Below are 25102 nucleotides of genomic sequence, written 5' to 3' on the forward strand. Positions count from 1 at the left end.
CGGAAGGCACCAGATTGATGGTTCGGATGGGCTGCAAATACCAAAGAATTATCGCTGATTCTATTCACCAACTGGCGTTGCGCCGCCCGCTTTCATTTCCAACGATCATATAAACGCGGCAGGCATCCCCTTTGGTTTCGGTCTTGTTCAGTTCGACATGGATCGTCTGTTCTGCAGCATAGGCTGGGGTGTTGGCTAACATGGACACCGCAAGAAGCGCGGATGCGAGACTCTTTTTCATTTCTTTTCCTTTCCGGCGATTTACACGCTGGCATTAAATTCGTGGTGATGTACCCGTCCCAATAAGGCTGGGATAAGGATCAAGCTGCACAATAATAATGATAATCATTCTCAAATAAAGCTGTTTGCTGTAAAAAAATCGCGACTTTATGGAAGGAAGTGCTTGTGAATCTACCCGATGGTGAAAAATTGTTCAGGGGCGGCGCAGGGTTATACTCAATAATCCCAAAACCAACACGAAACCGGGCAACAGCATGGTTTCTAACCCGTATGCACGCTGAGACAGTGCGCCCAGGGCACAACCGACTGCAAAACTTAAAACCAGATACAGCATGCGAAATTGTGGGGAAGCATTAGGCTTGGTAGTGTTGGGAGTCTCTTCACGTTTGCCGATCTTCAGCGTATAGGCCAATTCTAACGCAATGCTGGTCACATTGCCGGTCATTACTGTAAAGGGCGCGCCCAGCCGACTATCAAGCCGATGGGCCGCGTTGAGCCAAGCCATCGCGACCACCAAGCCCATGGAGGCGATGGTATCGGGTATGGATGGGCTCAGACACGCGGCCCCAATCCCTGTGATCAGCAGGGCAGAAAGGAAGAGCAGGAGCAGAGTTTGATTGTCTTTGGAAAGGCGCCCGGAAACACCGCCTGCAAGCGCGGCAGAAAGGAAGAACAAGGGGAAGGAAATCAATTGCAGCACGGTTGAACTGCCATGTCCGACACTTTCCAACCCCGCAACAGTTGCACCCAACAGAACAAAGTTGCCTGTGACGTGGGCGACGAACAATCCACCCATATGCACGAAAACCGCCGTATCAATATAGCCCGACAGAAAGGCTAGAATTAAAGACAGAAGAAGATTTGCGCGGAAGGCGGGCATATCAGAGAATTTCCCTCATTCGGGCCAGGATGGCGGCAACCATCAGACCGCCGATTAACCCCATATGCTCCGTAAAGGTAATGAATTGACGTATGGTGTCTTCCGGTGGGGCGTTCCAAAAATTATGAGCGATCAAGGTTGCCAGGAAGGTGAAGACCCCCAAAGCACCCGCCCCCAACCAAACAAACCTGCCGATAATCAGAGACAGCGAGCCCAGCAATTGCACCAGAATTATCAGAGCCGTGATCAGCATTGGTGCTGGTAAACCCAGCCCTGCCGTTTCTGCCATGGCATCAGAGAAGGCGGTCAATTTGGCAATGCCGCTGGTCCAGTATGGACAGGTCAAAAGAACCAGGGCGACCCATCGCAGCACGTTGTTTTCCAACAGAGTATTGATTGCAGACGTTACCGAATAGGACGCCATGTCATACCGTCCAGCAGGCACATCCCAAGGCCCCCCAGAAGGATTTCAGGTCAGAAACGGGGGCGGATGCTGTCCAGGCCTGGGCATGATCATGACCATGTACGGCACAGCCAATGTCACAGTCACAGGATGCTACGGCAGCCCGTTGCACACTGTTCGGGACCGATGCTTCCTTGTGATAACCCCCGAAGGAATTGACCGGTGACCAATCTGGCATGGCTTTGGGTGGCGGTGGTGCCAGGGGGCCGAATTCTTCCGATCCCCAAACCACCCGCCCACCCAAGAGCGTCAGCACAGATGTCGTCTGGCGGATCTCATCGCCGGGAATAGAAAAGAAGTCCCGATCCAGAACGGCCAAATCGGCCAGTTGTCCAATCTTGATTTGGCCCTTCTTGCCTATTTCGTTTGAAAACCAGGTGACCTTTTCTGTCCACATGCGTAAAGCCGTCTCGCGGTCCAGGCAATTTGCATCGGGATACAAACGCGTTCCCCCCAAGGTGCGCCCCGTCACCAGCCAGGACAGCGAAACCCATGGATCGTAAGACGCCACACGGGTTGCATCGGTTCCGGCTGAGACCTCCACGCCAGCATCCAAAATCGCCTTAAAGGGCGGTGTCGACTCAGCAGCGGTGGCACCATACCGTTCCACAAAATATTCGCCCTGATAGGCCATCCGGTGCTGAACAGCGACTCCTCCCCCCAGCGCCGCAACCCGATCAATGGAGCGCTTTGAAATTGTCTCGGCATGGTCAAAGAACCAATGGATTCCTTCCAGCGGAATATCCTTATCGACCTTTTCAAACACATCCAGGGCGCGGGAGATGGTTTCGTCATAGGTCGCATGCAAACGCCACGGCCATCGGTTCTGGGCTAGAATGCGGATAACATCTTCCAATTCCCCTTCCATTTCCGGGGCCATGTCCGGGCGGGGCATGCGAAAGTCTTCAAAATCGGCGGCTGAGAAAAACAGCATTTCCCCAGCACCATTCAGACGGAAGTAATCATCGCCCTGTTGATATTTGTTCTCCTTGGTCCAGCGCAGGAAATCTTCCTTCTCTTCTTTTGCCTTCTGCGTGAACAGGTTATAGGCAATCCGTAAGGTTAGCTGACCCTCATCATGCAGTTGTTGGATAACCTTGTAGTCATCGGGATAATTCTGAAACCCACCCCCGGCATCGATCACGGAGGTGACGCCAAGTCGGTTCAGGTCCCGCATGAAGTGGCGGGTTGAATTGACCTGATAGTCAAACGGCAAAGTCGGTCCCTTCGCCAGGGTCGCATATAGAATCCCTGCATTGGGGCTGGCGATCAGCAATCCTGTTGGATTGCCTGCGGCATCCCTCTGGATTTCCCCACCCGGCGGATTTGGTGTGTCCTTGGTATATCCGACAGCGCGTAAGGCGGCGGCGTTTAACAAGGCCCTGTCATATAGGTGCAGAATGAAGACCGGCGTATCGGGCGCGACCGCGTTGATTTCATCCAAGGTCGGCAACCGCTTTTCGGCAAATTGATGTTCACTGAAACCGCCAACGACCCGGACCCATTGCGGGGGCGGGGTGATGTCGACCTGATGGCGCAACATGCGCATGGCATCTGCCAAGCTGGGAACGCCATCCCAGCGCAGTTCCATGTTAAAATTCAGCCCCCCGCGGATGACATGAATGTGATTGTCGCACAGGCCGGGAATGGCCCGACGGCCCGCCAGATTGATGACCTTTGTGGATGGTCCAGCGCTGTATAGGATTTCGGATGCATCGCCGACGGCTGTAAAATATTGATTGGTAATCGCGACGGCTTCGGGCGCGGGATTTGCCGGGTCCAACGTCGCGAACTTGCCATTGATCAGGATTGTGTCAGGCGCTGTCATGTTTTCGTCCCTTTAAAACAATGGATCACTCAACCAACGGCCTTAGGCGGGTTTTGATCGTTCTTATCGGTTTCGTCATGACGGTCAGGCAGGGCGCCGAACATATGATTGGCACAGGTTTCTTTGATGACTGACAGGGACACTGATTGCTCGCTGATCATTTTCTTGACCAGGGGTGGGATTTGTTCCCCAACCAAAATGCCCAACAGTCCAACCAGCGCCACAATCGGCGGCGCGGGAGAACGGACGTTCAAAACCCCATAAATAATGCCAACCAAAAGCCCAACGGCGATTGCGATGATATACATCTTCATGATGCCTCCAAAAGCCGCACAGCCAATGCTGCGCGGCTTGTTTCAAGGATAGGGGCGACGGTTACTTCGCAGGAACCGGTGCCAGTCGATCGCCGTGGGGGACCCGTTCCGGGGCCTTGTGAACCATGGTATAGGCATAATCGATGCCCATCCCGTAGGCACCGGAATGTTCCTTCACCAGGTCCATAACGGCATCGTAGGTATCCCGGCGCGCCCAATCGCGCTGCCATTCCAGCAGGACCTGTTGCCAGGTCACCGGCACAACGCCGGCTTGGACCATTCGATCCATGGAATATTTATGCGCATCGGCTGAAGTGCCGCCGGAGGCGTCTGCCACCATGTAGATCTCATATCCCCCTTCCAGCATCGCGGAGAAGGCGAAAGAGTTGTTGCACACTTCCGTCCACAGACCAGACACGACGACTTTCTTCTGGCCATTCGTTGCCAGGGCATTGCGCACCTTCTGATCATCCCAGGAATTCATGGAGGTGCGTTCCAACAGAGGGGTCTCAGGAAAGACAGCTAAGAGTTCAGGATAGGTATGCCCAGAAAAGCTCTCTGTTTCGACGGTGGTAATGGTCGTTGGGATGTTGAAAATCTTCGCAGCCTTCGCCAATCCAACCGTATTATTTTTAAGCACTTGGCGGTCAATCGATTGAACGCCGAAAGCCATTTGCGGTTGATGATCAATGAAGATGATTTGACAATTCTGGGGGGTCAGCAATTCCAGCTTTTTGGTCATTATGTGCTATCCGTTCGTCGGTTGGTAAGTGGGGTTACTGTTTCCGACGAAGTCTTTACATACTTCCCAAACCATATCTTCTATAATCCCACGATCTGGTTTTGCACGATTTTGCTTTTTTGAGCTGACTAGAATTTGTGACGGTTTTGGTACACGAAGAGCTTAACGGCATGGGAAAACACGCCTTCACAGAAGATCCAGAACATTGTCTGGCCTATCGGCGGATCACAGTGGATCCTTTGCCGAGAATTTATGGCTTGGGTGATGCCTGGGATATGCCCGTTGTGCGCCACCGAAGCATTTTGGGGGAGGGGGCAGATTTCGCAGGTGTGTCACACTATGTGCTCACCTATCATATTTCGGGGTCTCCCGTGCAGCGTGCTGATCGTAATGAATCAACCCAGCTTGCCAGAACCGGGTCCATTTCGTTGCAATTGCCAGGCAGTGGGGGAAGTTTCCGGTCCTTAGGCAATGGTGCGGTTGAATATGCGCATCTTTACTTCCAACAATCCCTGTTGGATGCGGCGTTAGAGACAGTGTCTGTTACGTCTCAGAAGCAGCCAAAAGAAGACTTTTTTGGTCTGGTAGATATCACATGGCAGCGGGATATTATGACCTATCTGGAACGGGCCAAAGACACGCTGTGTCCACCAACAACGTTGGAAATGGACGCGCGGGCCATCGTTTTGATACAGGGATTATTGCGGGTTGTTGAAGGAACGGCTCTTCAGAACACTGCGGTTTTGCAGGCGGGCCTGAAGGAACGGGAAGTAAGCAAAATCAAACAATACCTGCTGTCCCGTTTGAACGAAAAAATTCGCCTGAACGACATGGCGGAGATTGCCGGTTTCAGCCCCTATCATTTTGCCAGAAAGTTTAAGGCCACAACCGGTGAAACCCCGAATGCGTATCTGATGAGAATACGCCTTTCCCAGGCCGTTAAGTTACTGAGGGAGACGCAGATGCCCATTTCGGAAATCGCGTTTCAGGTTGGTTTTTCCAGTCAATCCCATCTGACACGACGCTTGAAAGAGGAATATGGATTGCCACCCGCAAAGCTGCGAAATGCTGAGCATTAAGGCGGGCGTTACCCACCAACTGGCGCTGCACCGCCCGCTTTAGTGTGGCTTTCGATATAGGCTGCGATGCGGTCACAGGCGCCGGCGGCGGTCGGTGGGGGTGTGTATTGTGCCAGTCGCTGTTGCCAGATTTTAGTGGCCCGTTCGGCAGAATGGACCGCGCCAGACTCCTCCCATGTGCCATGGTTTCGCAGGTCCGCCACCAGCGGCGCATAGAATGCCGTGCTGAACCGGGACATTGTATGGGCAGTGTCAAAGAAATGCCCGCCGGGTTGGACATCGCTGATCGCATCCCAGGCCAAGCTGTCATCGTCCTGGGCCAGTTGTGGGCACAATTCGGCTAAGGTTTGCAATGCTTCCACATCGTTGATGAATTTCTCATAGCCGAAGGTCAGTCCCCCCTCTAGCCAGCCTGCAGCATGCACTGTCAGTGTCGCATGTCCCATCATCGCAGCCCAAAGGCCCATATGGTTCTCTCCAGCGGCCTGCATGTCATTGGCATTGGAGGCAGATCCGGCGGCCGATCGCCAGGGCAGGCCGATATGGCGCGCCAATTGCCCGGACCCGATGGTCATTTGCATATGCGACGGCGTGCCAAAGGCAGGGGAGCCGGATTTCATATCGACATTGGACCCAAAACCACCATAGCTGACCGGGGCACCAGCGCGGGTGACTTGCGCCAGTGTGATGGCCGCCAGGGCTTCTGCATGTTGCAGCACCAGCGCCCCGGCAATGGAGACCGGTGCCATGGCGCCCGCCAGACAAAAGGGGGTGATGATGCTCAACTGATTGGCGCGGGCGAAATCGATAATCCCTTCGGCCATCGGGATATCGATCTGGCGTGGGGAATTGGTGTTGATCACGGTGGAGGCCCAAACAGCGCTATCGAAGTCTGCGTCACTGAGGTCAAGAGCGAGGCGGATCAGTTCGAAACTCTCCATCGCCTGCGCTCGACCGCGCGCATAAACGAACATCAGCTTGTCGCCATAGGCCAGTTGCGTTTTCAGCGTGGCGTAATGCCGCAAATTGCTGGGAACATCCTGTGGCTCCACATTCGGTCCGAACATGTGCAGGACATCAAAGGACTGCACCAATTTGGTGATCTCCTCCAGATCACGCAGCGACCCTGGGCGTCGTCCCCGTGTTAAGTCTGTGGCATTGGGACAACCCGCTCCGGCGGCGAACAACATCGCGCCAGGTTCATACTGTTGATATCGTGCAGGGTTGGCACCGCGCATTTGAAAGGACTTAGGCGCCGTGGTCAGGGCCGCCTGTACGATATCGCGCCTGATCCGCACCATATGCGTGTCAGAATCAACCAGAGCACCGGCACTTTGCAAAAGCTCTCTGGCTTCCGAATGCAGGATTTTCATCCCCAATTCCTCCAGAACCCGCAAGGCTTTGTCATGAATGGCGGCGATGGTTTCGTCTGAGAAAACAGATTGTTGAGAAAAAGGATGGCGTAGCTGTCTGTAATCTGGCTGCCGGGCAATTGCTGCTACGGATCTTGATTTTCTGCCGCCGCGCCGTCTGTCCATTGTTCCCCCTAAGTGTCGCACTGATCTTCCCAATCGGGAGACCATACGCTATAGCCTGATCATAGTTCAAAGAGGATTTGTGGCGATGGAAGTCTCTGGATTTATCACGTATGCGGTTGCACTGGGGATTGCTGTGGCTATTCCCGGTCCCGGCGTGATCGCGCTTGTGGCCCGATCTTTAGGGGCTGGTTATCGTCCGACCCTGCCTATGATGATGGGCATGGCACTGGGGGATGTGGTGTATCTGACCGCTGCGGTGCTGGGCCTGGCCTATATTGCCAGCACATTTGGGATGGTCTTTACGATCATTCGATATCTTGGCGCGGCCTATTTGCTGTTTCTGGCCTGGAAATTCTTTCAGGCGAAGCCAGAGACAAGTCAGTTCCAGACGCAGAGAGCGCAAGGGCCAATTGTAAGCTTTCTGGGGGGCTTGGCGATTTCCTTAGGAAATCCAAAGGTGATTGTGTTTTATCTTGCGCTGTTGCCGACTTTTGTCGACCTGCGAAGCGTTACGGGCTTGGATTTAGGTCTTCTGATTGGGCTTACATTCGTCGTATTGATACTTGTCCTGTTGCCCTATGTCATTCTGGCCGGGCGAGCGCGGACCTTATTGCGCACACCAAAGGCATTGCGATTGCTTAATCGCACAGCAGCAGGATGCTTGACCGGGGCCGCAGTCGTCGTTGCAGCGAAATCAGCTTAAGAGGCGGGTTTGGCCGTCGGTTCAGCAGCCTTCGCCTTCACAGTCGTCTTCTTGACGCGCGCTTTCTTGGCAGGTGCCGCCTGCTTGGTACCTGATGCCTTTTCCAGCTTTGCCAGGCGGGCCTCAAGGTCTTTCACTACAACGGTCAGCTTTTCCTGTTCTTCCCGCGCACGGCGTGCCACGGCGGCCATGGCGTCGAATTCATCGCGGGGGACCAGATCCATATCGGACAACAGGCGTTCCACCCGCTGCCGCACCGCAGATTCCGCTTCCTGTTTCATGCCGCCCAGGGTGCCCATGGCACCACCGGCCACTTTCGCGACGTCGTCGAAGAATTTGCCTTTGGTCTGCATGATACAGGCTCCCTGATTGCGAAGGACTAGTTGCCCTATACATATTCCTGATCCCCCTATAGGGCAATGGGGCGGGGTAATCGGGTGGGGCAATGGTTGCGGGCCCCGGTCTTGGGGATTATGAAGGAACCCTGTATTCAGTGTGTCAGGTTAGGAGAGCCGAATGATCCTGGTAACCGGCGGTGCGGGCTTTATAGGGTCCAACCTTGTGGCGGCCCTGGCTGCCCGAGGGACGCGACAGATCGCAGTCTGTGATCGCTTCGGCACGGATGCCAAATGGAAGAATGTTGCGAAGCATAAGATTGCCGCAACGATCCTGCCGGAAAACCTGATGGATTGGCTGGGGGAGAATGGTGGCAGCATTCACTGTGTCTTCCATATGGGCGCGATTTCCGCGACGACAGAGACGGATGTTGATGCGATTCTGGAAAACAATCTGAACCTGTCTATGAAGCTGTGGTATTGGTGTGCGGAAAATGATGTTCGCTTCATCTATGCCTCGTCTGCGGCGACCTATGGGAATGGGGCGCTGGGCTTTGACGATGATAATGACCCCCAGGCCCTGGCCGCATTGCGACCGTTAAATCCCTATGGCTGGTCAAAACAGTTATTTGATTGCAATGCCAGACGGTTGTCGGATCAAGGGGCGGCCCCGCCGCAATGGGCTGGGCTGAAGTTCTTTAATGTCTATGGCCCGAATGAGTATCACAAAGGCGGTATGCGGTCCGTCGTCCATCAGGTGTTTGGTCAGGTTCAGGAGACAGGACGCGCGACGCTGTTCCGCTCGCACCATCCAGATTATGAGGATGGTGGTCAGATGCGCGATTTCGTTTGGGTCCACGACTGCGTCAATTTGATGCTGTGGCTGTATGACAACGAACCCGTTTCCGGTATTTTTAATTGTGGGTCGGGCAAGGCCCGCAGTTTCCTGGACCTCGCACGGGCTGTCTTTGCCGCCATGGGCTTGCCCGAGGCGATTGATTGGCGCGACACGCCAGAGGAAATTCGCCGCCATTATCAATATTTCACAGAAGCGCGCATGGACCGCATCGTTCAGGCGGGCTATACTCTGCCCGCAACGACACTGGAATCGGGCGTTGCCTGCTATATTCGTGATTATCTGGCGACAGACGATCCGTACCGCTGAATAAAGGCGACAGATTATGGAACAAAGCGTCTGGATACATGATTTGGATCCGGTGATTTTCTCAATCGGCCCATTTGATCTTCGCTGGTACGCCCTGGCCTATATCGTAGGGCTGGTCGTCGGGTGGCGCTGGGGCATGCGATTGGCCGCAAAAAGCCCGCAAGCCATTCAGCCCGATCATGTTGATCGCTTCCTGAACTGGGCGGTAATCGGGGTGATTGTCGGCGGGCGTTTGGGCGTTGTCTTGTTCTATCATCCAGCGGCTTACTTCGCGGACCCGATCCAGATTCTAATGGTCTGGAAGGGCGGGATGTCGTTCCATGGCGGGGTGCTGGGCGTCCTTGTGGCGATGCTGATTTTCGCCCGGATGAACAAGATTCCTTTGTTTTCCCTGACCGATATCGTCTGCACCGTAGCGCCCTTTGGCATCATGCTGGGGCGGATCGCCAATTTCATCAATGGGGAACATTGGGGACGTGTTACCGATGTGCCTTGGGCAATCGCATTTCCTCATTCCGGTGACTTGCTGCCCCGCCATCCCAGCCAGCTCTATGAATGTGCGATGGAAGGTGTGTTGCTGCTGACCATTCTGATCATCGTCCAGCGGCGGTTCAATGGATTGGCGCGCCCCGGGCTGCAATCTGGTGTGTTTCTGATTGGGTATGCCTGTGCGCGAATGGCGGGGGAAATCTTCCGCGAGCCTGAAATCCTGATGCAGACATTGCCCTTTGGCACGACATGGGGCCAGTGGCTATCCCTTCCCATGCTGTTGGGCGGTGCCTATCTGGTCTATCGGGCCTTGCAGCAAGCGCCTTTGTCGAAATCCCCCAAGAAGGCTTAACAAAGCAAGTGACGGTACCGTATTCTATGCCCGCTCAGACACCAGTCTCTGCCCTTATGACGCCTTGCGAGGAACATCTTCGCCGGCGCATTTTGCATGAAGGGCCGCTGACCATCGCTGATTTCATGGGGGATGCGTTGGGCCATCCTCAGCATGGCTATTATATCACCCGCGATCCATTCGGGCGGGCAGGCGATTTCACGACGGCCCCGGAAATCTCTCAGATGTTTGGGGAATTGATTGGTTTGTGGTGCGCCGAAGTCTGGCAACAGATGGGGGCGCCTGATAAACTTCATCTGGTGGAAATTGGCCCTGGGCGCGGCACCTTGTCTGCCGATCTGCTGCGGGCGGGAAAACGTTTGCCGGGCTTCCTGAAGGCCAGTGATCTGCATCTGGTGGAAACCAGCCCAGTCCTGCGCGATGTTCAGGCCCGCAGTCTGGAACGCGCACCCGTGCCTGTATCCTGGCACAGTGATATCGCAACCCTGCCAGAAGATGCGCCCCTGTTGATCGTCGCGAATGAGTTCTTTGACGCCTTACCGATCCGTCAGATTCAGCGCGTTCAAGGCGGATGGCGGGAACGTTTGCTGGCGATTGACCCCCGAAACCATGCCTTGGCATTGACCCTTTCGCCGGGCCCTAGCGTCCTGGAGCCCTTGATCGATAAGACGCTGAGGGACCGCGCAAAGGTGGGCCGTGTGGTTGAACTGGCCCCCCTGGCCTGGCGTATAGCCGCGGATCTGGGGGCACGTTTGGCGGCCCAGGGCGGCGCGGCGCTGATCATCGATTACGGCTATGCGGGTCCCGCTACAGGCGATACCTTGCAGGCGGTGAAGGCACATAAGCCCTGTGGCGTTCTGGAAACACCGGGGGAGGCGGACCTGACCGCCCATGTTGATTTCACGGCCCTGGCAAAAGCTGCGGCAGAAGCAGGCGCGCGCGTTTCGCCCTTGCGCACCCAGGGGGATTTCCTGCGGGCGCTGGGCATTGAGATCCGTGCCCAGAATCTTATGAAGGTGGCATCCGGTTCAGGGGCGAAACAGATTGAAAGTGCACGCGATCGCTTGATCGGGGCCGATGGAATGGGCACTCTGTTCAAAGTTCTGGGCCTTGCCGGTCCAATGACGCCCCTGTTGCCAGGTTTGGAGCCCGCCTGATCCATGACCGATGCGCTGATCCCCTTGCAGGATGATGCTTTATCTGGACTGTCAGGGATTGTGCATGGCTTTTTCACGCGACAGGGCGGTATCAGCCAGGGGATATATGCGGGTCTGAATATTGGCCTGGGGTCTGCTGATGATCAGGCTGTGGTCGCGGAAAATCGCGCGCGGGCCATGGCGGCCCTGGATTTGCCAGCCCATGCCCTGAATACATTGTATCAGATCCACAGCCCGGATGTGGTCGTGGTGGATCGGGCGTTTGATCCAGACGCTTTGCCTAAGGCGGATGGCATGGTGACCGACAGGCCTGGCCTGGCCCTGGGGATCGCGACAGCAGATTGCGCACCTGTATTGTTTGCGGATGACCGGGCGGGTGTTATCGGTGCCTGCCATTCCGGGTGGAAGGGCGCGATTGGTGGCGTCGTCCAGGCCACCGTGGCGGCGATGGAAGGCTTGGGGGCCAAGCGATCCAATATCACGGCGGTTCTGGGCCCCTGTATCCATCAACCCTCCTACGAAGTTGGACCTGAATTTCTGGCGCAGTTCGTGGCCCAGGATCCCGCATTGGATCGGTTCTTTGTGCCCTCTTTGCTGGCCGGACATTTTCAGTTCGACCTGCCCGGATTTGTGCTGGACCAGATGCGCGCCAGCGGCGTTGGGCGTCTTGCCCATATCGCGGAAGACACCTATGCCGATCCTGATCGCTTTTACAGCTTCCGTCGCGCGACGCACCGAAAGGAGCGCAACGCGGATGGTTCCATTGACTATGGCCGGTTACTGTCAACCATCGCCCTGGTATCAAAATAGGAGACCCCATCATGGCCGTTCATTTCAGCGTTGAAGAACTTGCCGCCCGTCGCGCCAAAGCCTGTGCAGCGATGCAGGATCAGGGTCTGGATGGCATGCTGATGTTCCTTCAGGAAAGCATGTATTGGCTGACCGGCTATGACACATTTGGGTTCTGTTTCTTTCAGGCATTCTATCTGGGTGCGGATGGGAAATTCTTCCTGTTGACCCGCGCGCCAGACCTGCGCCAGGCCCAGCATACCAGTGTCATCGAGGACATTCAGATCTGGGTGGACAAGGAAGGCGCACAACCCGCCCTGCAATTGCGCGATCTGCTGGACAGTTATGGCGCGAAGGGCAAGACGCTGGGCGTGGAATATGAAGCCGCAGGCCTGACCGCCCATCGCGGCAAACAGGTTGAGGCAGCGCTGGACGGGTTCTGTACTCTGGTTCCTGCCAATGATCTGATCAGCCAGCAACGCATTGTGAAAAGCCCGGCTGAGCTGGATTGTATCCGGCGCGCCGGGGAATTGGCGGATGATGCCTATGACGCGGCGGTTGCCGTAACTGCGGCTGGCGTGGATGAAGGCCTTATTCTCTCTCGCATGCAAGGTGCTGTTTTTGAAGGCGGCGGTGATTATGCGGGCAATGAATTCATCATCGGGTCGGACCGGGATGCCTTGCTGTGTCGCTATAAATCAGGTCGTCGCGCCTTGTCGCCGAATGATCAACTGACATTGGAATGGGCGGGGTCCTATCGCCGCTATCACGCCGCCATGATGAATACCTTTATCATTGGTCAGCCCCAGCCGGAACATCTGCATATGTACGAGGCCGGAAAGGCCGCCTTGTTAGAATGCGAGGCGACATTGAAGCCCGGCAATACCATGGGCGATGTGTTTCAGGCCCATGCGACGGTGCTGGATTCCTATGGCTTGCGGGAACATCGGTTGAATGCCTGTGGCTATGGGATGAGCGCACGCTTCACGCCGTGCTGGATGGATTATCCAATGTTCTATGCGGATAATCCGGTGGTTCTGGCTTCCAATATGGCGTTTTTCATCCATATCATCATTGTCAATTCCGATAAGGGACTGGCCATGTGCCTGGGGCGCAGTTCGATCCTGGATGAAACCGGGTCAAAGACCGTGTCACGCAGTCCCCTGGACATGGTGCGCCTGTAGGATAAGGGAAGCGATCAGCGTCGATGCCGTGGATTATTCAGATGGTGGTGGTCAGCCTGCTGCTTGTTATGGTGGCGTGCCTTGTATAAGCGCCAGTGGTTGATTTGCATTGGGATACTGGGCTTGCTGAATGCCTGCGGCCCAATCCCAAAACCGTTTCAGTCTGCCCCCGCGACCAAGATATCCAACCCCTTACTGGCGATCCCGGATGGGGCCGGGGTGACTGTAACCCCGGTAGAAGGGGCAAATCCTAATATTTCCGGGCCGCTCACTGAGGCCCTTGTTGCGGCATTGATCGCGCGCGAAATCCCTGCCACAGCCGGGGGCGCGCTGACCAACGGCCTGTTGTTGGAAGGCACAGCCCATTGGCGGGACCGCAAGGCATTGGTTGATTGGCGTCTGACGGATCATCTGGGCAATCAGGTGGCTTTGATTCAGGCGGAAGTGCCTGCGACCCGCACCGCCTATGATCAGGGCTATCCTTTGCTGGTTCAGGAATTGGCCGATACGGGGGCAGATCTGGTGGCAAACTCCCTGCGCCCGGATACGACGGTTCTGACAGAACAGACCGGACCGCGCAGTGTTGCTATTATGGGGGTGGAAGGTGCACCAGGGGATGGAAACACAGCCCTGGCAAGCGCCATGACAACCGTGCTGGATGAGGCCGGCGTGACCATTGCTGACAATCCCGAAGACGCGACCCTGCTGTTGGCCGGATCGGTCCTTCAGGGGGAGCCCGAGAATGGATTCCAGGAGATAACCATCCGCTGGTGGTTGATGGATGCCACAGGGACGGTTCTGGGTACCCTTCAACAATCAAACCGTGTGCCGGAAGGCAGCCTGAATGACAAATGGGGCGGCGCTGCTTTTGACGCGACCCTGGCCAATGTTCAGGCGATTCAAGATATTCTGGGCAAGATTGATAATGTTCGATCAGTGCAACCGTCTGTTCAATAGGTTTGTCTTTGTGGACTGGCACACGTTGTATCGAGGCACGGCTTGTCATAGGCCGCAAGGCATGGGACGAAAGTCCCAAAAGGTTTAAGGATTGGATCACAGCAAATGACAGCGAAAAGCACTAAAGAGCCATGGATGGAGCCGGCGGATTTCGGTAAATCTATTCCAAAGGGATTAGGCATCAATCTGCTGGTGAAAGATGTTGCCGCCTCTGTCGGGTTTTGCAGCCATGTTCTGGGGGCCAAGGCCGTCTATGAAGATGAAGACTTTGCTGTGATGGCGGAACCGGTCAGCGGCGCGCAATGGCTTTTGCATGCCGATCATACCTATAACAAGCATCGTCTTTCCGGGCTGGTGCGGTCGGTGCAGGGGCGCGGTGCCGGGGTGGAATTGCGCCTGTATGGTGTCGATCCCGATGCAGCCGAGGCACGGGCGCGGGAATGGGGCTATCAGATGCTGGAAGGCACGATAGACAAGCCCCACGGCCTTCGCGAGTGCTATATCTTTGATCCCGATTGGTATTGTTGGGTGCCGTCCGTCCCACTTATTTAATGACCGCTTAAAGACCGCTGATCGGCGCAACGCTGGCGGAGTCTGGAAACACACGTTTATCCAATACGGATCGGGTCAGTCCCCAATGTTGGGCCAGGATGCCTTTAAACAGGGCGCGGCTGTCCAGGGTCGGGTCCAGGCCCCCTGCTTGCAGCATTGGCAGATCGCCCAGCCGCTGGGATTTCTTTAAGGCCCCTCCCAGGATCAGCGCCATTCCTGCCGTGCCATGATCCGTGCCACCCTGATCATTTGGGCGAACTGTCCGCCCGAATTCCCCGATTGTGACAATCATGGTGTTGTCCCAAACGGGCCCTAACCCATCCGCCAGGGCGCTCAGGCCGCTTGCCAGCCCTGCCATCGCACGGGCCAGCGGTCCTTCCAGGGACCCTTGTTGCAGGTGGCTGTCCCATCCCCCGCATTCCAGAACGGCCACGCGCGGTCCGTCTGGTGCCGATACTGCGCGTCCGACCATTTCGGTTGCAATGCTTAAATTCTGGGCGGCGATGCCTGCGGTATCAGCGGCGACATGATCAGGCCCCATGACAGAATGGCGCAGGCTTCGCGCCCGAATGCCGGTCGTCAGGGCTTCTGACAGGATCGGATCATTGGCATAAAGGGTTGAAATCCGCTCCAGATATCCGGCCCGATTGGGGGCCAGTTCCGATGGCAGCCATGGCTCGGTCGGTGTTGCCCCTGACAGAATCAGGGGAACGGTCGTGCCCAGGGATAGGGCGCGAATAGATCCATCGCCAGCGCCGCTGGCCGATAGGGCACGGTTCAGCCATCCCCCTGCGGCGTTGCTAGGGTCATAGCTTTGCAGGCCTGATTCCAGGATGGTCTGCGCTTCCTGATGGGATTGCCCGCGATAGGGGCTGGCGACGGCTGGGGCGACCGCCATCTGTCCGGCCTGCCAATAGGCTAATAGCGGTTCTGCAACCGGATGCAGTCCCAAACTGCCATCCAGGTCCAGCAATCCGCCATAACTGCCAGGCGGTGCCAGCGCCAGCGGCCCGCGCAGGGATCGGTAATTGGGGTCGGTGTATAACGGGAACAGGGCCTGACTGTCCAACCCACCCCGCAACAGAATGAGGATCAGGGGCCTGTCTTTTGGTCCATCGGCAAAGCTGATCTGGGGCGCCAGCGCGGCGGTTGCGACGGTCGCGCCGGTCAGGGCCAGCAAGCGTCGGCGGGTGAAATGATGGGGGGCGTGTGTCATCGTCTCTTCACCGCCTTTGGAATTCCGGGGATGCGAACAGCACGGCCAATCCTTCACCCCGGTCTGCTGCGACCGCAATCCGCCGATAGGTGACCGGCGACAGAAGGGGACCCAGAATGTCCAGTGCGGTTTCTGTAACCGGTGCGTCGGGCATCAGGGCGGCACCGCGTCTGGCTATGGCACCTGTCCAGGCCAACCGATCCATCATCTGCTGTGGTGCAATCCAGGCCCCCGCCTGCTGGGGCCACCCTTCGGGCGATGGGGCATGTTTGGGGGACTGACCCAGAACCCGCTGGGCCCGCAGGGTCATGCTGCCAGCCTCTCCCCCCATCCCCAGCGCACGCGCGGTGGACAGGACCAGGTCTTCCGGCGTCTTTATCTTGTTTTGTATGGGCGACCAGGCCGCTTCAGATGTGACCATGCCCTTGGCCATTCCTGCCAGGCTGTTCGCGCCGTCGGTGAAACCGCGCAGCATGCTGTTAATCAACTCAGACGGTGGTGTGTCGGTTATGAAATACTGCGCCATTTGGGTCGCGATATAGGTCGCCGCCTGTTCCGTGCGGCCCAGCTTGTCCAGGGCGGCCTCCGCTTCCAGAACGCCCGCGGGGGGAAAGCTGTGTTCCAGGAAATATTTCGCATTCGGTTCATGCCATTTCGGTCGGAAGATAAAACTGCCTGGATTGGGTTCTTCCGGGCCGGTGACCGACCAGCCGGTCAGCATTTTCGCCAGGGAAAAGATATCCTTTGGCGTGGGTTCACGCTGTGGCCCAAACGTGTAGAGTTTCAGAATGGCTTGCGCCAGGCGATCATCCAGCGCCGCTGCCCCCTTCAGCCCCGCATAGGAATAGGCCCCGATGGAACGGGCATTCTCAAAATTCAGCAGCATGGCCGGATGGCGCACGGCTTCGGTCAGCAGATTGACGAAACTGCCCCTTAGATTTGGACGGATAACATCGCGTTCGAAGGCATAGGTCAGCGGAAAAATTCGGGGATTCAGGGCCGATAGACTGAAATGATTGCACCAGAACCGCACCAGCCGTTCGCGAAATGGCGCGCCGGTTGCCATGGCATAAGCCGCATGCACTTTTGCCTCCGCCTGGGATTCGGTGCTGCGACTGCGCCTCAGGGCTTGTAAGGCAGGATCGCCTGATGCCTGGGCGATCACCAATTGGGACGTGATTTCAGAGGTTTCGGGCAGTCCCTGGAAATAATCCGTCGGTACGGCGCTTTCTTCCAATTGGGCCAACAGCCAGCCTTGTGGGTCAGCGGAAATGCCCTGCAATTCCCCGGCGCGCGCGCCATATCCAAACCGTGACGCGGCAATAGCAGCATCACGCAAACCGGGGGGGAACTGTTTCGGATAAGGCTGGACCATGGCAGGTGCCGAAAAGCTTTCTGTTATCGCTGGAATTCAGCCTAGCGCGATTCCTGATTGCAACAAGGCGTGACGCACCGCATTGGCCTCTTTATAGTGCGGTGCAACGACGAAACAGTGAAATACACAAAATTGAAAAGGCTCCACGCGCATGAAAATTGAGAATCCTTATCTGATGTTTTTGGGTGATGCTGCTGATGATCTGGCGGCAAAGGTTGCCAATGGTGTTGCGAAATGGCGCCCGGACTGGTGCAAGGGCCAGCTGCGCCTGGATGGTTGCAAGGCCGACCTTGGCCTGCCCGATATGACCTTGGAACAGGCCCAGGCGGCTGGGTGCAAGACCGTGATCGTTGGTGTTGCCAATCGCGGGGGCGTTATTCCTCCGTCCTGGCGGGCGACGCTGGAAAAAGCGCTGGTCATGGGCTTTGACGTTGCATCCGGCCTGCACAACAAGCTGACGGATATTGAAACGCTTTCCAGCCTGGCGCAGGAACATGGGCGCAAGCTGTATGATGTGCGCCACCCAACGGAAACTTTTGAGGTCGCCAGCGGCACAAAGCGCCCCGGCCTGCGTCTGCTGACGGTCGGGACCGATTGTTCGGTTGGGAAAATGTTCACGTCTCTGGCGGTTGAAAAGACGATGCGGGAACGCGGCATGAAGGCCAGTTTCCGCGCGACCGGACAAACTGGAATTTTTATCGCAGGGGGCGGTGTTTCTGTTGATGCGGTGATCGCCGATTTCATTTCCGGTGCGACGGAAAAGCTGTGCCCCGCCAACGAACCCGATCACTGGGATGTCGTGGAAGGGCAAGGGTCCTTGTTTCATGCATCCTTCGCCGGGGTTAGCCTTGGCCTGTTGCATGGGGCACAGCCCGATGCCTTGGTGATATGTCATGAACCGACGCGGACCCATATGCGCGGCCTGCCTGATTTCGCCTTGCCGTCTCTTAAGGATTGCATCGCGGTCAACGAACAGATGGGGCGCATGGTCAATCCGGCCTGTCGCGTGATCGGCGTTTCGGTCAACACATCAGGCCTGCCCAAGGATCGTCAGGACGACTATCTGGAAAGTGTGGAATGGGAGGTCGGTCTGCCGACGGTCGATGCCTTCCGCCAGGGCGCGGGCCGGTTGGTAGACGCGCTGTAACCCGATGATAAAGCTGACAGCGAAGCACGAAAGCTTTCCCATCGCCGGAACCTTCACGATCTCTCGCGGGTCGAAGACAACGGTGGAAGTAGTTGTCGTGGAATTGACCGAAAATGGTGTAACGGGGCGCGGTGAATGCGTTCCCTATGCCCGCTATGGGGAAAGCATCGCGTCTGTCATGGCGCAAATCCAGGACATGGAAGGTGCCTTGGGTCAGGGCATGGGTCGTGATGCTTTGAATGCCGCCATGCCCGCCGGGGCGGCCCGCAATGCCATTGATTGCGCCCTATGGGACCTGGACGCAAAGCGCAGTGGGGTGCCAGCCTGGAAGGCAGCGGGTTTCAAGCAGGCACCACAGGCCCTGGTGACCGCCTATACACTCAGTCTGGATACGCCGGAGAATATGGCAAAGGCGGCGGAAAAGAACGCCGCGCGCCCTTTGTTCAAACTGAAATTGACGGGCGACGGCGATCTGGACCGGGTTGCTGCCGTGCGATCCGCCGCCCCCGATACCCGCTTGATCGTTGATGCCAATGAAGGCTGGTCGCCGGAAATGGTGGAGCCGTTTTCAGAGAAGCTTGGGGCGTTGGGGGTTGAAATGATCGAGCAACCCTTGCCCGCCGCACAGGACGCGATCCTGGCGGATCTGGCCCATCCGGTGCCCCTGTGTGCGGATGAAAGCGCCCATGCCCGCCAGGGGTTTCAATCGCTGATCGGCAAATATGATGTCATAAACATCAAGCTGGATAAGACCGGCGGCCTGACCGAGGCCCTGCTGTTGCGGGCAGAGGCGGAAGCGGCGGGCATGGAAATCATGATCGGCTGTATGCTGGCGACGTCCCTGGGCATGGCCCCCGCCTTTCTGGTCGCCCAGGGGGCCAAATTCGTTGATCTGGATGGCCCCTTGCTGTTGGCGGTGGATCGTGAACCGGGCTTCGAATTCGAAGGCTCCCTGATGCATCCGCCAAAGCCTGAGCTTTGGGGGTGATACTGACTTCCTGCCTGCAGAATGCTAGAAATCGGTTGGTGCGCCGCCTTCTTCCTTGCGACGGGCGACAAAGGCTTCCAATTCTGCCTTGATCGCCGGATCGATAGGGGGCGGTGTGTATTCCGCCAGGATTTCCTTATACAGCGTATGGGCACGCTCATGCGCCATCTGCGACCCAGCTTCGGCCCAGGCCTCATAATTCCGCCAGTCGGACAGGAATGGGTTATAGAAGGCATTGCGATAGCGGCTTTGCGTGTGCTGACAGCCAAAGAAATGGCCGTTCGGGCCGACTTCTTTCATCGCATCCAGCCCCAATTCATCATCGGACATATCAATCGGACGGTTGTAATACATCCATTGTTGGATCATTTCACAGTCCATCACGACCTTTTCGAAGGAGGCACTCAACCCCCCTTCAACCCAGCCCGCTGCATGGAATATCACCCCACAATGGCCGCTTAGAACACTAAACAGCGAGTTCTGACTTTCCCAGATCGCTTGGCCATCCGGCGCGTTGGAGGCATTGGCGTTAGACCCGCGCCAGGGCAGCTTATAGAATCGCGCCATCTGACCGGAAATCTGCATGGCGCGCATATATTCCGGTGTGCCGAATGCGGGGGAGCCGGACTTCATATCCACATTGGAAGTAAACGCCCCGAATACGACCGGTGTGCCAGGGGTGATGTATTCCAACAGGGCGACAGCGGCCAGACATTCCGCCGTCTGCTGCACAATGGAGCCGACAATCGTGACCGGTGCCATGGCACCGGCCAGCGTGAAAGGCGCAATGATCACCGGTTGGCGACGACGCGCCAGACGCATGGCACCATCCAGCATCGGCCAGTCATGTTTCAGGGGGGAGGAGGAATTGATATTGGTGAACATGCGGGGTTCTTCGTCAAATTCCGCATGGGTCAATCCGGCCCCGATCCGGGCCATTTCCATCGCATCCTCAACCCGGTCCGGGCCCAGGGAATAGGCGTGGAAAACCTTATCTGTCAGGGTCAGCAGGTCAAAAATCGCATCCAGATGTCGGATCGACGCATGGATGTCGATGGGCTCCACCGGATAGCCGCCATTGAAATTGATACAGTTGAACGCCTGTGACAGGCGCAGCATATCCTGATAATCCGCGCGATTGCCGACCCGGCGGCCCTTTTCCAGATCCATCGTATTGGGCGGGCTGGCGACCATGCCAAAGGCGGCGCGGCCATTTCCAATCTCAATCTTTCGTGCCGGGTTTCTGGGGGTTATGGAAAAGCTTTCCGGGGCACGGGCAACCATTTCCATGACAAAATTGCGATCAAATTTCACATTGAACGTGACCGGATCCACGTCACATCCGGCCTCTTTCAGGATGTCCCGGGCTTCTTCGTTCAGAAACAGAATGCCGACCTCTTCCAACACGCGCATTGCGGTGTCGTGGATCTTGTTCACCCCCTCTTCATCCAATGGTTCGGTGGGTTTATCAATATAGGTCAGCTGTCCCCAGGGCAATTGATGCAGGGCGCTTGCCGTATCGGCAGTGTCGCGGTTTTGGAGGCGGGTTGAGCGTCCTGATGAGCGTCCGGGGCGGGCCATACACGATCCTTTTCAAAGGCCGATGATTGTAGAACTAGGCGATATTTCAGGCGGCCAGGTCCAGAACGACCTTGCAGGCTTGGCCTGAATTTAAGGCGGTGAAACCGTCTTCGAATTTCTCAAAGGGCAATCGGTGCGTAATCACCGGGCTGACATCCAGGCCGCTTTGCAGCATGGCGATCATCTTGTACCAGGTCTCAAACATTTCGCGCCCATAGACGCCCTTGAACTGTAAACCTTTAAAGATCGCGGCGGTTAAATCTAGCTCTACCGGCGTCGCAAAAAGTCCTAGAAGCGCCATCTTGCCCCCGTGGTTCATGGCACCAACCATGTCATTCAGGGCACGCCCGGCCCCGGACATTTCCAGCCCGACATCGAAGCCTTCGGTCATGTCCAGGTCCCGCATCACATCGGACAGCTTTTCCTTATCGGCCCGCACGCCAAGGGTCGCGCCCATTTTTTCTGCTAGGCGCAGACGATCATCGGACAAATCGGTGACAACGATATGGCGTGCCCCCACATGCCGGGCGACGGCGGCTGCCATCAGGCCGATTGGCCCCGCGCCGGTGATCAGCACATCCTCTCCAACCAAGTCATAGGACAGGGCCGTGTGTACGGCATTGCCCAACGGGTCCATGATCGCGACGATATCATCTGAAATGCCGTCTGGAATGGCGCAGACATTGTGTTCAGGGATTGTCAGATAGTCGGCAAAGGCTCCCTGGCGATTGACGCCAACACCGACGGTGTGATTGCACAAATGCTCCCGCCCCGCGCGGCAATTGCGACATTTCCCACAGACCAGATGCCCTTCCCCTGAAACGCGCTGGCCTGGTTTCACCAGGGTCACTTCTTCGCCCACGGCCTCAACGATTCCGCAATATTCATGGCCGACCACCATGGGCACGGGAATGGTTTTCTGTGCCCAGGAATCCCAGTTATAGATATGCAAATCGGTGCCACAAATCGCGACCCGCTGAACCTTGATCAGCACGTCATGCGGGCCCGGAACAGGTTTATCCGCTGTTCCCATAGACAGGCCGACGGCTCGTTCAGATTTGTACAGTGCGCGCATTGCTGGGGTCCTTAGAAACGAAGGTCATGCGATCAGTCCGATATCGCGACCGACTTTGGTGAAGGCCATAATGGCATGATCCAATTGCTGACGGGTATGGGCGGCAGACATCTGGGTGCGGATTCGTGCCTTGCCCTTTGGCACGACGGGATAGGAAAAAGCCGTCACATACAGGCCTTCTGCCATCAATCCCGCCGCCAGCCTGGTTGCCAGAACGGCATCTCCGGTCATGACGGGAATGATCGGATGGTCGCCTGGCACCAGATCAAAACCGGCCTGCATTATGCCCTGGCGGAAATGTTTGGCATTCTGCCGCAAGGTTTCGCGCAGTTCCCCGCCACTTTGCAGCAAATCCAGCGCGGCCAGGGTCGCGGCACAGATCGATGGGGCCAGCGCGTTTGAGAACAGATACGGCCGTGCCCTTTGGCGCAACAGGGCGACAATGGGGGCAGGGCCGGCGATATAGCCGCCTGACGCGCCGCCCAGAGCCTTCCCAAATGTGCCGCTGAGCAATTGCACACGCCCTTCGACGCCGTGGTGGTCGGGCGTTCCGGCTCCACGGGGTCCCATGAAGCCAACAGCGTGGCTGTCATCGACCATGACGGTGGCGTCATAGCGTTCGGCCAAGGCACAGATGGCCGGTAAATCCGCGATAATGCCATCCATAGAGAAGACACCATCAGTCACGATCAGGCGCAGGCGGGCATCCTGACTTTCCTTCAAGCGGGCTTCCAGTTCCTCTATATCATTATTGGCATAGCGATAGCGCTGTGCCTTGCACAGCCGCACCCCATCGATGATCGAAGCATGGTTCAAAGCATCTGAGATAATCGCGTCTTCCGGACCCAATAATGCCTCGAAAACCCCAGCATTGGCATCAAAACAGGAGGAAAAGAGGATCGCATCTTCGGTCTTCAGGAAATCTGCCAGACGACTTTCCAACTGGCGGTGCAGGTCTTGGGTGCCACAGATAAACCGAACCGACGCCATGCCAAATCCATGGCTGTCCAGCGCTTCCTTTGCGGCGTGGATCAAGCGGGGATCATCGGCGAACCCCAGATAATTATTTGCGCATAAATTGATAACATGCTGGGCAGTCCCGTTATCCAGGGTATCAATCTCGCTGGATTGGGCGCTGGTAATCGTGCGCTCCCGCTTCATCAGCCCGTCGGCATCAATTTGTGACAGGGCATCTTGTGCATGTTGGATAAGGGAGCGTGTCATGGCATTACCTTTATTTTCGATATCCAGGAATTTGTATGATATACTGGAATTCACTGTCAACGGATGATTTGCCTGGCCTGCGCATCATATTGTTGGGGCAGGGCAACCAGCAGGATCGCACGCGATGGACCGGTGGCTGTGTTGATGATCTGATGCGCCCGATCTGCCTGATAGCGTAACGTGTCTCCCGCCCTGGCTTCAACCCGCGTGTCGGCAACTTCGACGGCAACAGACCCATCCAGACAGGTTAAATGCTCATACGTGCCCATGGCATGGGGGTCAGAAGCCAGGATACCGCCGGGCTCCATCCGCATTTCATACCATTCTATTGGCAGCACGGTGCGATAGGGACTTAACATCTGTAATGTTACCAATCCATCGCGGCTCTTGCGGGTGGGTGTCGAATAGGCGTGGCTGTGTTCGATGACCGGCGTTTCCGCCTGAATCGTTTCGGTCAAATCGGCCATATCCAGCCCCAGCGATTGCATCAGGTTCCAGACCACGGCAAAGGTCGGGTTGACGGTGCCGCGCTCTACCTGGCTTAACATGGATTTTGACACGCCACTGCGTTCTGACACCTGTTCCAGGGTCAGGCGGTGCTGTTTACGCGCCTTGCGGACGATTGCGCCAAGCTGTGGCGGTGGCACCAGGTTGTCTTTCACGCAGGGTTCTCCAAAGTCTAAGCATTCCGAAAGTTCAATATATCGAAAAACTGAAATAAAAACATAGAACAGTGTTGTCTTTACTCATTTCGTCACCCCGCACTTGTTGCGGGGTTCAGGGGCGGCGGGTGAATTTGGTGCGTGTGGCTCTGGATTCCCGCCTGCGCGGGAATGACGGCCTCTCTATTTAGTCACCCCGGACATGATCCGGGGTCCAGGGCGGCAGGTCGTGAGTCGGGCGTTCCGCTCTGGAGTCACGCCTGCGTTGGAATGGCAAAGGGAAGGCGACGCTAACCTAAGGCCAGACCCACATCATGGGCGGCTTCTTTCAGGGCAGGGGTGAATTCTTCGATCATGTCCTTGACCGCGACACGGCCCTTATTGACGACAACATTCAGCGCCCCTACCGCAGTGCCTGAAACACCCAGGACCGGGACAGCGACCGAAAGCGCCCCCATTTCAAATTCTTCATCGGTGGCTGCATAACCTTGCTTTCTAGTGCGATCCAGGATCACCTTTAATGCGCCGCGATCGATCACGGTGTTGGGGGTTTCTGATCTTGGGGCGATCTGGGCCATCAAACGATCACGCTCTGTTTCACTGACATGGGCCAAATAGGCGCGCCCGATGGCCGTGGCCGCCATGGGCAGCCGGGCGCCAATGGTAAACCGTGTGGAAAACAGGCGATCCTCACAAATAGCATGGGCAACATAGACCATATCCGTGCCGCTGGGCAGACCCAGAGAACAGGTTTCCCGCATGGCATTCGACGCCTTACGCAGGATCGGGTTTACCCGGTCGCCAATCTCACTGGATCGCAGGAAGGAAAATCCCAGGGTTAAGATCTTGGGTGTTAAATTGAACCGCCCATTTTCCTGGGATGCATAGCCCATTGCCTCAAGAGTGCGCAGAATTCGCCTTGCCCCGGCGCGACTGAACCCCGTCAACCGGGCGGCATCCGCAATTGTCATAGTCTGGGTGTCTGGACCGAAAGCAGCAATCAACGTCAGGCCTTTGGCCAGCGTCTGGACGATTTCGCTGTCTTTGACCTCCGTGACATCGTTCAT

The 25102-nt window shown here is 56.6% G+C and carries 26 protein-coding genes; 11 read left to right on the plus strand and 15 right to left on the minus strand.

All coding sequences use genetic code 11. The annotated features are described in order from the left end of the window. Positions 1 to 64: 64 nt before the first annotated feature. From ACOSDM_RS02745 to ACOSDM_RS02770, 6 genes are all read right to left on the minus strand, one after another. Complete coding sequence (locus ACOSDM_RS02745) at positions 65 to 241, minus strand: hypothetical protein (protein ID WP_420722944.1); 177 nt, start codon at positions 239 to 241, stop codon at positions 65 to 67. A gap of 192 nt (positions 242 to 433) precedes the next feature. After that, positions 434 to 1120 (minus strand): YoaK family protein, encoded by a 687-nt coding sequence (locus ACOSDM_RS02750; protein ID WP_420722945.1) that lies wholly within the window; start codon positions 1118 to 1120, stop codon positions 434 to 436. A gap of 1 nt (position 1121) precedes the next feature. Continuing rightward, complete coding sequence (locus ACOSDM_RS02755; protein ID WP_420722946.1) at positions 1122 to 1565, minus strand: DoxX family protein; 444 nt, start codon at positions 1563 to 1565, stop codon at positions 1122 to 1124. Next, on the minus strand, positions 1546 to 3411 hold the full coding sequence (locus ACOSDM_RS02760; RefSeq protein WP_420722947.1) for an amidohydrolase: 1866 nt from the start codon (positions 3409 to 3411) through the stop codon (positions 1546 to 1548). The genes ACOSDM_RS02755 and ACOSDM_RS02760 overlap by 20 nt, the downstream gene beginning before the upstream one ends. Positions 3412 to 3440: 29 nt before the next feature. Further along, positions 3441 to 3725: a XapX domain-containing protein gene (locus ACOSDM_RS02765; RefSeq protein WP_420722948.1), complete on the minus strand. Its 285-nt coding sequence runs from the start codon at positions 3723 to 3725 to the stop codon at positions 3441 to 3443. 61 nt (positions 3726 to 3786) lie between these two features. Continuing rightward, entirely contained in the window at positions 3787 to 4467 is a 681-nt protein-coding gene (locus tag ACOSDM_RS02770) for a hydrolase (protein WP_420722949.1), read from the minus strand. Between the two features lie 170 nt (positions 4468 to 4637). Between ACOSDM_RS02770 and ACOSDM_RS02775 the strand changes: the two genes are divergently transcribed. Then, positions 4638 to 5546, plus strand: coding sequence for a helix-turn-helix transcriptional regulator (locus tag ACOSDM_RS02775; protein ID WP_420722950.1), 909 nt, complete (start codon positions 4638 to 4640; stop codon positions 5544 to 5546). A gap of 8 nt (positions 5547 to 5554) precedes the next feature. On the opposite strand, the gene ACOSDM_RS02780 is transcribed toward ACOSDM_RS02775, so the two are convergent. Beyond that, complete coding sequence (locus tag ACOSDM_RS02780; protein ID WP_420722951.1) at positions 5555 to 7084, minus strand: trimethylamine methyltransferase family protein; 1530 nt, start codon at positions 7082 to 7084, stop codon at positions 5555 to 5557. Positions 7085 to 7169: 85 nt separating this feature from the next. On the opposite strand from ACOSDM_RS02780, the gene ACOSDM_RS02785 reads away from it, so the two are divergent. Next, a complete protein-coding gene (locus tag ACOSDM_RS02785) occupies positions 7170 to 7787 on the plus strand; it encodes a LysE family translocator (RefSeq protein ID WP_420722952.1) in 618 nt (205 codons plus the stop codon). Here ACOSDM_RS02785 and ACOSDM_RS02790 read toward each other — a convergent pair. Continuing rightward, positions 7784 to 8140, minus strand: a complete 357-nt coding sequence (locus ACOSDM_RS02790) for an accessory factor UbiK family protein (RefSeq protein WP_420722953.1) — start codon at positions 8138 to 8140, stop codon at positions 7784 to 7786. The genes ACOSDM_RS02785 and ACOSDM_RS02790 overlap by 4 nt on opposite strands. A 163-nt stretch (positions 8141 to 8303) precedes the next feature. Between ACOSDM_RS02790 and rfaD the strand changes: the two genes are divergently transcribed. The 7 genes from rfaD (at position 8304) to ACOSDM_RS02825 (ending at position 14767) form a co-directional block, all read left to right on the plus strand. Continuing rightward, on the plus strand, positions 8304 to 9287 hold the full coding sequence (gene rfaD, locus ACOSDM_RS02795; RefSeq protein ID WP_420722954.1) for an ADP-glyceromanno-heptose 6-epimerase: 984 nt from the start codon (positions 8304 to 8306) through the stop codon (positions 9285 to 9287). A gap of 16 nt (positions 9288 to 9303) precedes the next feature. After that, positions 9304 to 10128 (plus strand): prolipoprotein diacylglyceryl transferase, encoded by an 825-nt coding sequence (lgt, locus tag ACOSDM_RS02800; protein ID WP_420722955.1) that lies wholly within the window; start codon positions 9304 to 9306, stop codon positions 10126 to 10128. A gap of 8 nt (positions 10129 to 10136) precedes the next feature. After that, positions 10137 to 11285 carry a class I SAM-dependent methyltransferase gene (locus tag ACOSDM_RS02805; RefSeq protein ID WP_420722956.1) on the plus strand — a complete coding sequence of 383 codons (1149 nt, stop codon included), beginning with the start codon at positions 10137 to 10139 and terminating at the stop codon, positions 11283 to 11285. A gap of 3 nt (positions 11286 to 11288) precedes the next feature. Continuing rightward, a complete protein-coding gene (gene pgeF / locus ACOSDM_RS02810) occupies positions 11289 to 12095 on the plus strand; it encodes a peptidoglycan editing factor PgeF (RefSeq protein WP_420722957.1) in 807 nt (268 codons plus the stop codon). Between the two features lie 11 nt (positions 12096 to 12106). Then, positions 12107 to 13258, plus strand: a complete 1152-nt coding sequence (locus ACOSDM_RS02815) for a M24 family metallopeptidase (protein ID WP_420722958.1) — start codon at positions 12107 to 12109, stop codon at positions 13256 to 13258. A gap of 81 nt (positions 13259 to 13339) precedes the next feature. After that, on the plus strand, positions 13340 to 14215 hold the full coding sequence (locus tag ACOSDM_RS02820) for a hypothetical protein (RefSeq protein WP_420722959.1): 876 nt from the start codon (positions 13340 to 13342) through the stop codon (positions 14213 to 14215). Positions 14216 to 14320: 105 nt separating this feature from the next. After that, positions 14321 to 14767 (plus strand): VOC family protein, encoded by a 447-nt coding sequence (locus tag ACOSDM_RS02825; RefSeq protein WP_420722960.1) that lies wholly within the window; start codon positions 14321 to 14323, stop codon positions 14765 to 14767. Between the two features lie 7 nt (positions 14768 to 14774). Here ACOSDM_RS02825 and ACOSDM_RS02830 read toward each other — a convergent pair whose 3' ends face one another. Continuing rightward, positions 14775 to 15983 (minus strand): DUF1501 domain-containing protein, encoded by a 1209-nt coding sequence (locus ACOSDM_RS02830; RefSeq protein ID WP_420722961.1) that lies wholly within the window; start codon positions 15981 to 15983, stop codon positions 14775 to 14777. 7 nt (positions 15984 to 15990) lie between these two features. Next, positions 15991 to 17358, minus strand: a complete 1368-nt coding sequence (locus ACOSDM_RS02835; RefSeq protein ID WP_420722962.1) for a DUF1800 domain-containing protein — start codon at positions 17356 to 17358, stop codon at positions 15991 to 15993. 151 nt (positions 17359 to 17509) lie between these two features. Between ACOSDM_RS02835 and dgcN the strand changes: the two genes are divergently transcribed. Together dgcN and dgcA are read left to right on the plus strand one after the other, a co-directional pair. Continuing rightward, positions 17510 to 18505: an N-acetyltransferase DgcN gene (gene dgcN / locus ACOSDM_RS02840; protein ID WP_420722963.1), complete on the plus strand. Its 996-nt coding sequence runs from the start codon at positions 17510 to 17512 to the stop codon at positions 18503 to 18505. A gap of 4 nt (positions 18506 to 18509) precedes the next feature. Further along, on the plus strand, positions 18510 to 19493 hold the full coding sequence (gene dgcA / locus ACOSDM_RS02845; protein ID WP_420722964.1) for an N-acetyl-D-Glu racemase DgcA: 984 nt from the start codon (positions 18510 to 18512) through the stop codon (positions 19491 to 19493). Between the two features lie 24 nt (positions 19494 to 19517). Here dgcA and ACOSDM_RS02850 read toward each other — a convergent pair whose 3' ends face one another. From ACOSDM_RS02850 to ACOSDM_RS02870, 5 genes are all read right to left on the minus strand, one after another. Then, positions 19518 to 21074 (minus strand): trimethylamine methyltransferase family protein, encoded by a 1557-nt coding sequence (locus ACOSDM_RS02850; protein WP_420722965.1) that lies wholly within the window; start codon positions 21072 to 21074, stop codon positions 19518 to 19520. Between the two features lie 46 nt (positions 21075 to 21120). Next, complete coding sequence (tdh, locus tag ACOSDM_RS02855; protein WP_420722966.1) at positions 21121 to 22149, minus strand: L-threonine 3-dehydrogenase; 1029 nt, start codon at positions 22147 to 22149, stop codon at positions 21121 to 21123. A 24-nt stretch (positions 22150 to 22173) separates the two neighbouring features. Next, positions 22174 to 23373 (minus strand): glycine C-acetyltransferase, encoded by a 1200-nt coding sequence (locus tag ACOSDM_RS02860; RefSeq protein WP_420722967.1) that lies wholly within the window; start codon positions 23371 to 23373, stop codon positions 22174 to 22176. Positions 23374 to 23429: 56 nt separating this feature from the next. Then, the gene (locus ACOSDM_RS02865; protein WP_420722968.1) at positions 23430 to 24035 is read right to left on the minus strand and encodes a helix-turn-helix domain-containing protein; all 606 of its coding nucleotides are present in this window, start codon (positions 24033 to 24035) and stop codon (positions 23430 to 23432) included. A 290-nt stretch (positions 24036 to 24325) separates the two neighbouring features. Continuing rightward, on the minus strand, positions 24326 to 25102 hold the full coding sequence (locus tag ACOSDM_RS02870; protein WP_420722969.1) for an IclR family transcriptional regulator domain-containing protein: 777 nt from the start codon (positions 25100 to 25102) through the stop codon (positions 24326 to 24328).

This window comes from Hwanghaeella sp. LZ110 (assembly GCF_048892525.1).
GTDB lineage: Bacteria > Pseudomonadota > Alphaproteobacteria > UBA8366 > Aestuariispiraceae > Pacificispira.

What these genes read in the sequence shown, in the direction of transcription:
- ACOSDM_RS02860 (WP_420722967.1), bottom strand. Translation starts at nt 23,373, where the DNA reads ATGACACGCTCCCTTATCCAACATGCACAAGATGCCCTGTCACAAATT.
- dgcN (WP_420722963.1), top strand. Translation starts at nt 17,510, where the DNA reads ATGAAAATTGAGAATCCTTATCTGATGTTTTTGGGTGATGCTGCTGAT.
- ACOSDM_RS02775 (WP_420722950.1), top strand. Translation starts at nt 4,638, where the DNA reads ATGGGAAAACACGCCTTCACAGAAGATCCAGAACATTGTCTGGCCTAT.
- ACOSDM_RS02750 (WP_420722945.1), bottom strand. Translation starts at nt 1,120, where the DNA reads ATGCCCGCCTTCCGCGCAAATCTTCTTCTGTCTTTAATTCTAGCCTTT.
- rfaD (WP_420722954.1), top strand. Translation starts at nt 8,304, where the DNA reads ATGATCCTGGTAACCGGCGGTGCGGGCTTTATAGGGTCCAACCTTGTG.
- ACOSDM_RS02830 (WP_420722961.1), bottom strand. Translation starts at nt 15,983, where the DNA reads ATGACACACGCCCCCCATCATTTCACCCGCCGACGCTTGCTGGCCCTG.
- ACOSDM_RS02870 (WP_420722969.1), bottom strand. Translation starts at nt 25,102, where the DNA reads ATGAACGATGTCACGGAGGTCAAAGACAGCGAAATCGTCCAGACGCTG.
- ACOSDM_RS02745 (WP_420722944.1), bottom strand. Translation starts at nt 241, where the DNA reads ATGAAAAAGAGTCTCGCATCCGCGCTTCTTGCGGTGTCCATGTTAGCC.
- ACOSDM_RS02790 (WP_420722953.1), bottom strand. Translation starts at nt 8,140, where the DNA reads ATGCAGACCAAAGGCAAATTCTTCGACGACGTCGCGAAAGTGGCCGGT.
- ACOSDM_RS02850 (WP_420722965.1), bottom strand. Translation starts at nt 21,074, where the DNA reads ATGGCCCGCCCCGGACGCTCATCAGGACGCTCAACCCGCCTCCAAAAC.
- ACOSDM_RS02760 (WP_420722947.1), bottom strand. Translation starts at nt 3,411, where the DNA reads ATGACAGCGCCTGACACAATCCTGATCAATGGCAAGTTCGCGACGTTG.
- dgcA (WP_420722964.1), top strand. Translation starts at nt 18,510, where the DNA reads ATGATAAAGCTGACAGCGAAGCACGAAAGCTTTCCCATCGCCGGAACC.
- lgt (WP_420722955.1), top strand. Translation starts at nt 9,304, where the DNA reads ATGGAACAAAGCGTCTGGATACATGATTTGGATCCGGTGATTTTCTCA.
- ACOSDM_RS02785 (WP_420722952.1), top strand. Translation starts at nt 7,170, where the DNA reads ATGGAAGTCTCTGGATTTATCACGTATGCGGTTGCACTGGGGATTGCT.
- ACOSDM_RS02835 (WP_420722962.1), bottom strand. Translation starts at nt 17,358, where the DNA reads ATGGTCCAGCCTTATCCGAAACAGTTCCCCCCCGGTTTGCGTGATGCT.
- tdh (WP_420722966.1), bottom strand. Translation starts at nt 22,149, where the DNA reads ATGCGCGCACTGTACAAATCTGAACGAGCCGTCGGCCTGTCTATGGGA.
- ACOSDM_RS02825 (WP_420722960.1), top strand. Translation starts at nt 14,321, where the DNA reads ATGACAGCGAAAAGCACTAAAGAGCCATGGATGGAGCCGGCGGATTTC.
- ACOSDM_RS02765 (WP_420722948.1), bottom strand. Translation starts at nt 3,725, where the DNA reads ATGAAGATGTATATCATCGCAATCGCCGTTGGGCTTTTGGTTGGCATT.
- ACOSDM_RS02780 (WP_420722951.1), bottom strand. Translation starts at nt 7,084, where the DNA reads ATGGACAGACGGCGCGGCGGCAGAAAATCAAGATCCGTAGCAGCAATT.
- ACOSDM_RS02770 (WP_420722949.1), bottom strand. Translation starts at nt 4,467, where the DNA reads ATGACCAAAAAGCTGGAATTGCTGACCCCCCAGAATTGTCAAATCATC.
- ACOSDM_RS02815 (WP_420722958.1), top strand. Translation starts at nt 12,107, where the DNA reads ATGGCCGTTCATTTCAGCGTTGAAGAACTTGCCGCCCGTCGCGCCAAA.
- pgeF (WP_420722957.1), top strand. Translation starts at nt 11,289, where the DNA reads ATGACCGATGCGCTGATCCCCTTGCAGGATGATGCTTTATCTGGACTG.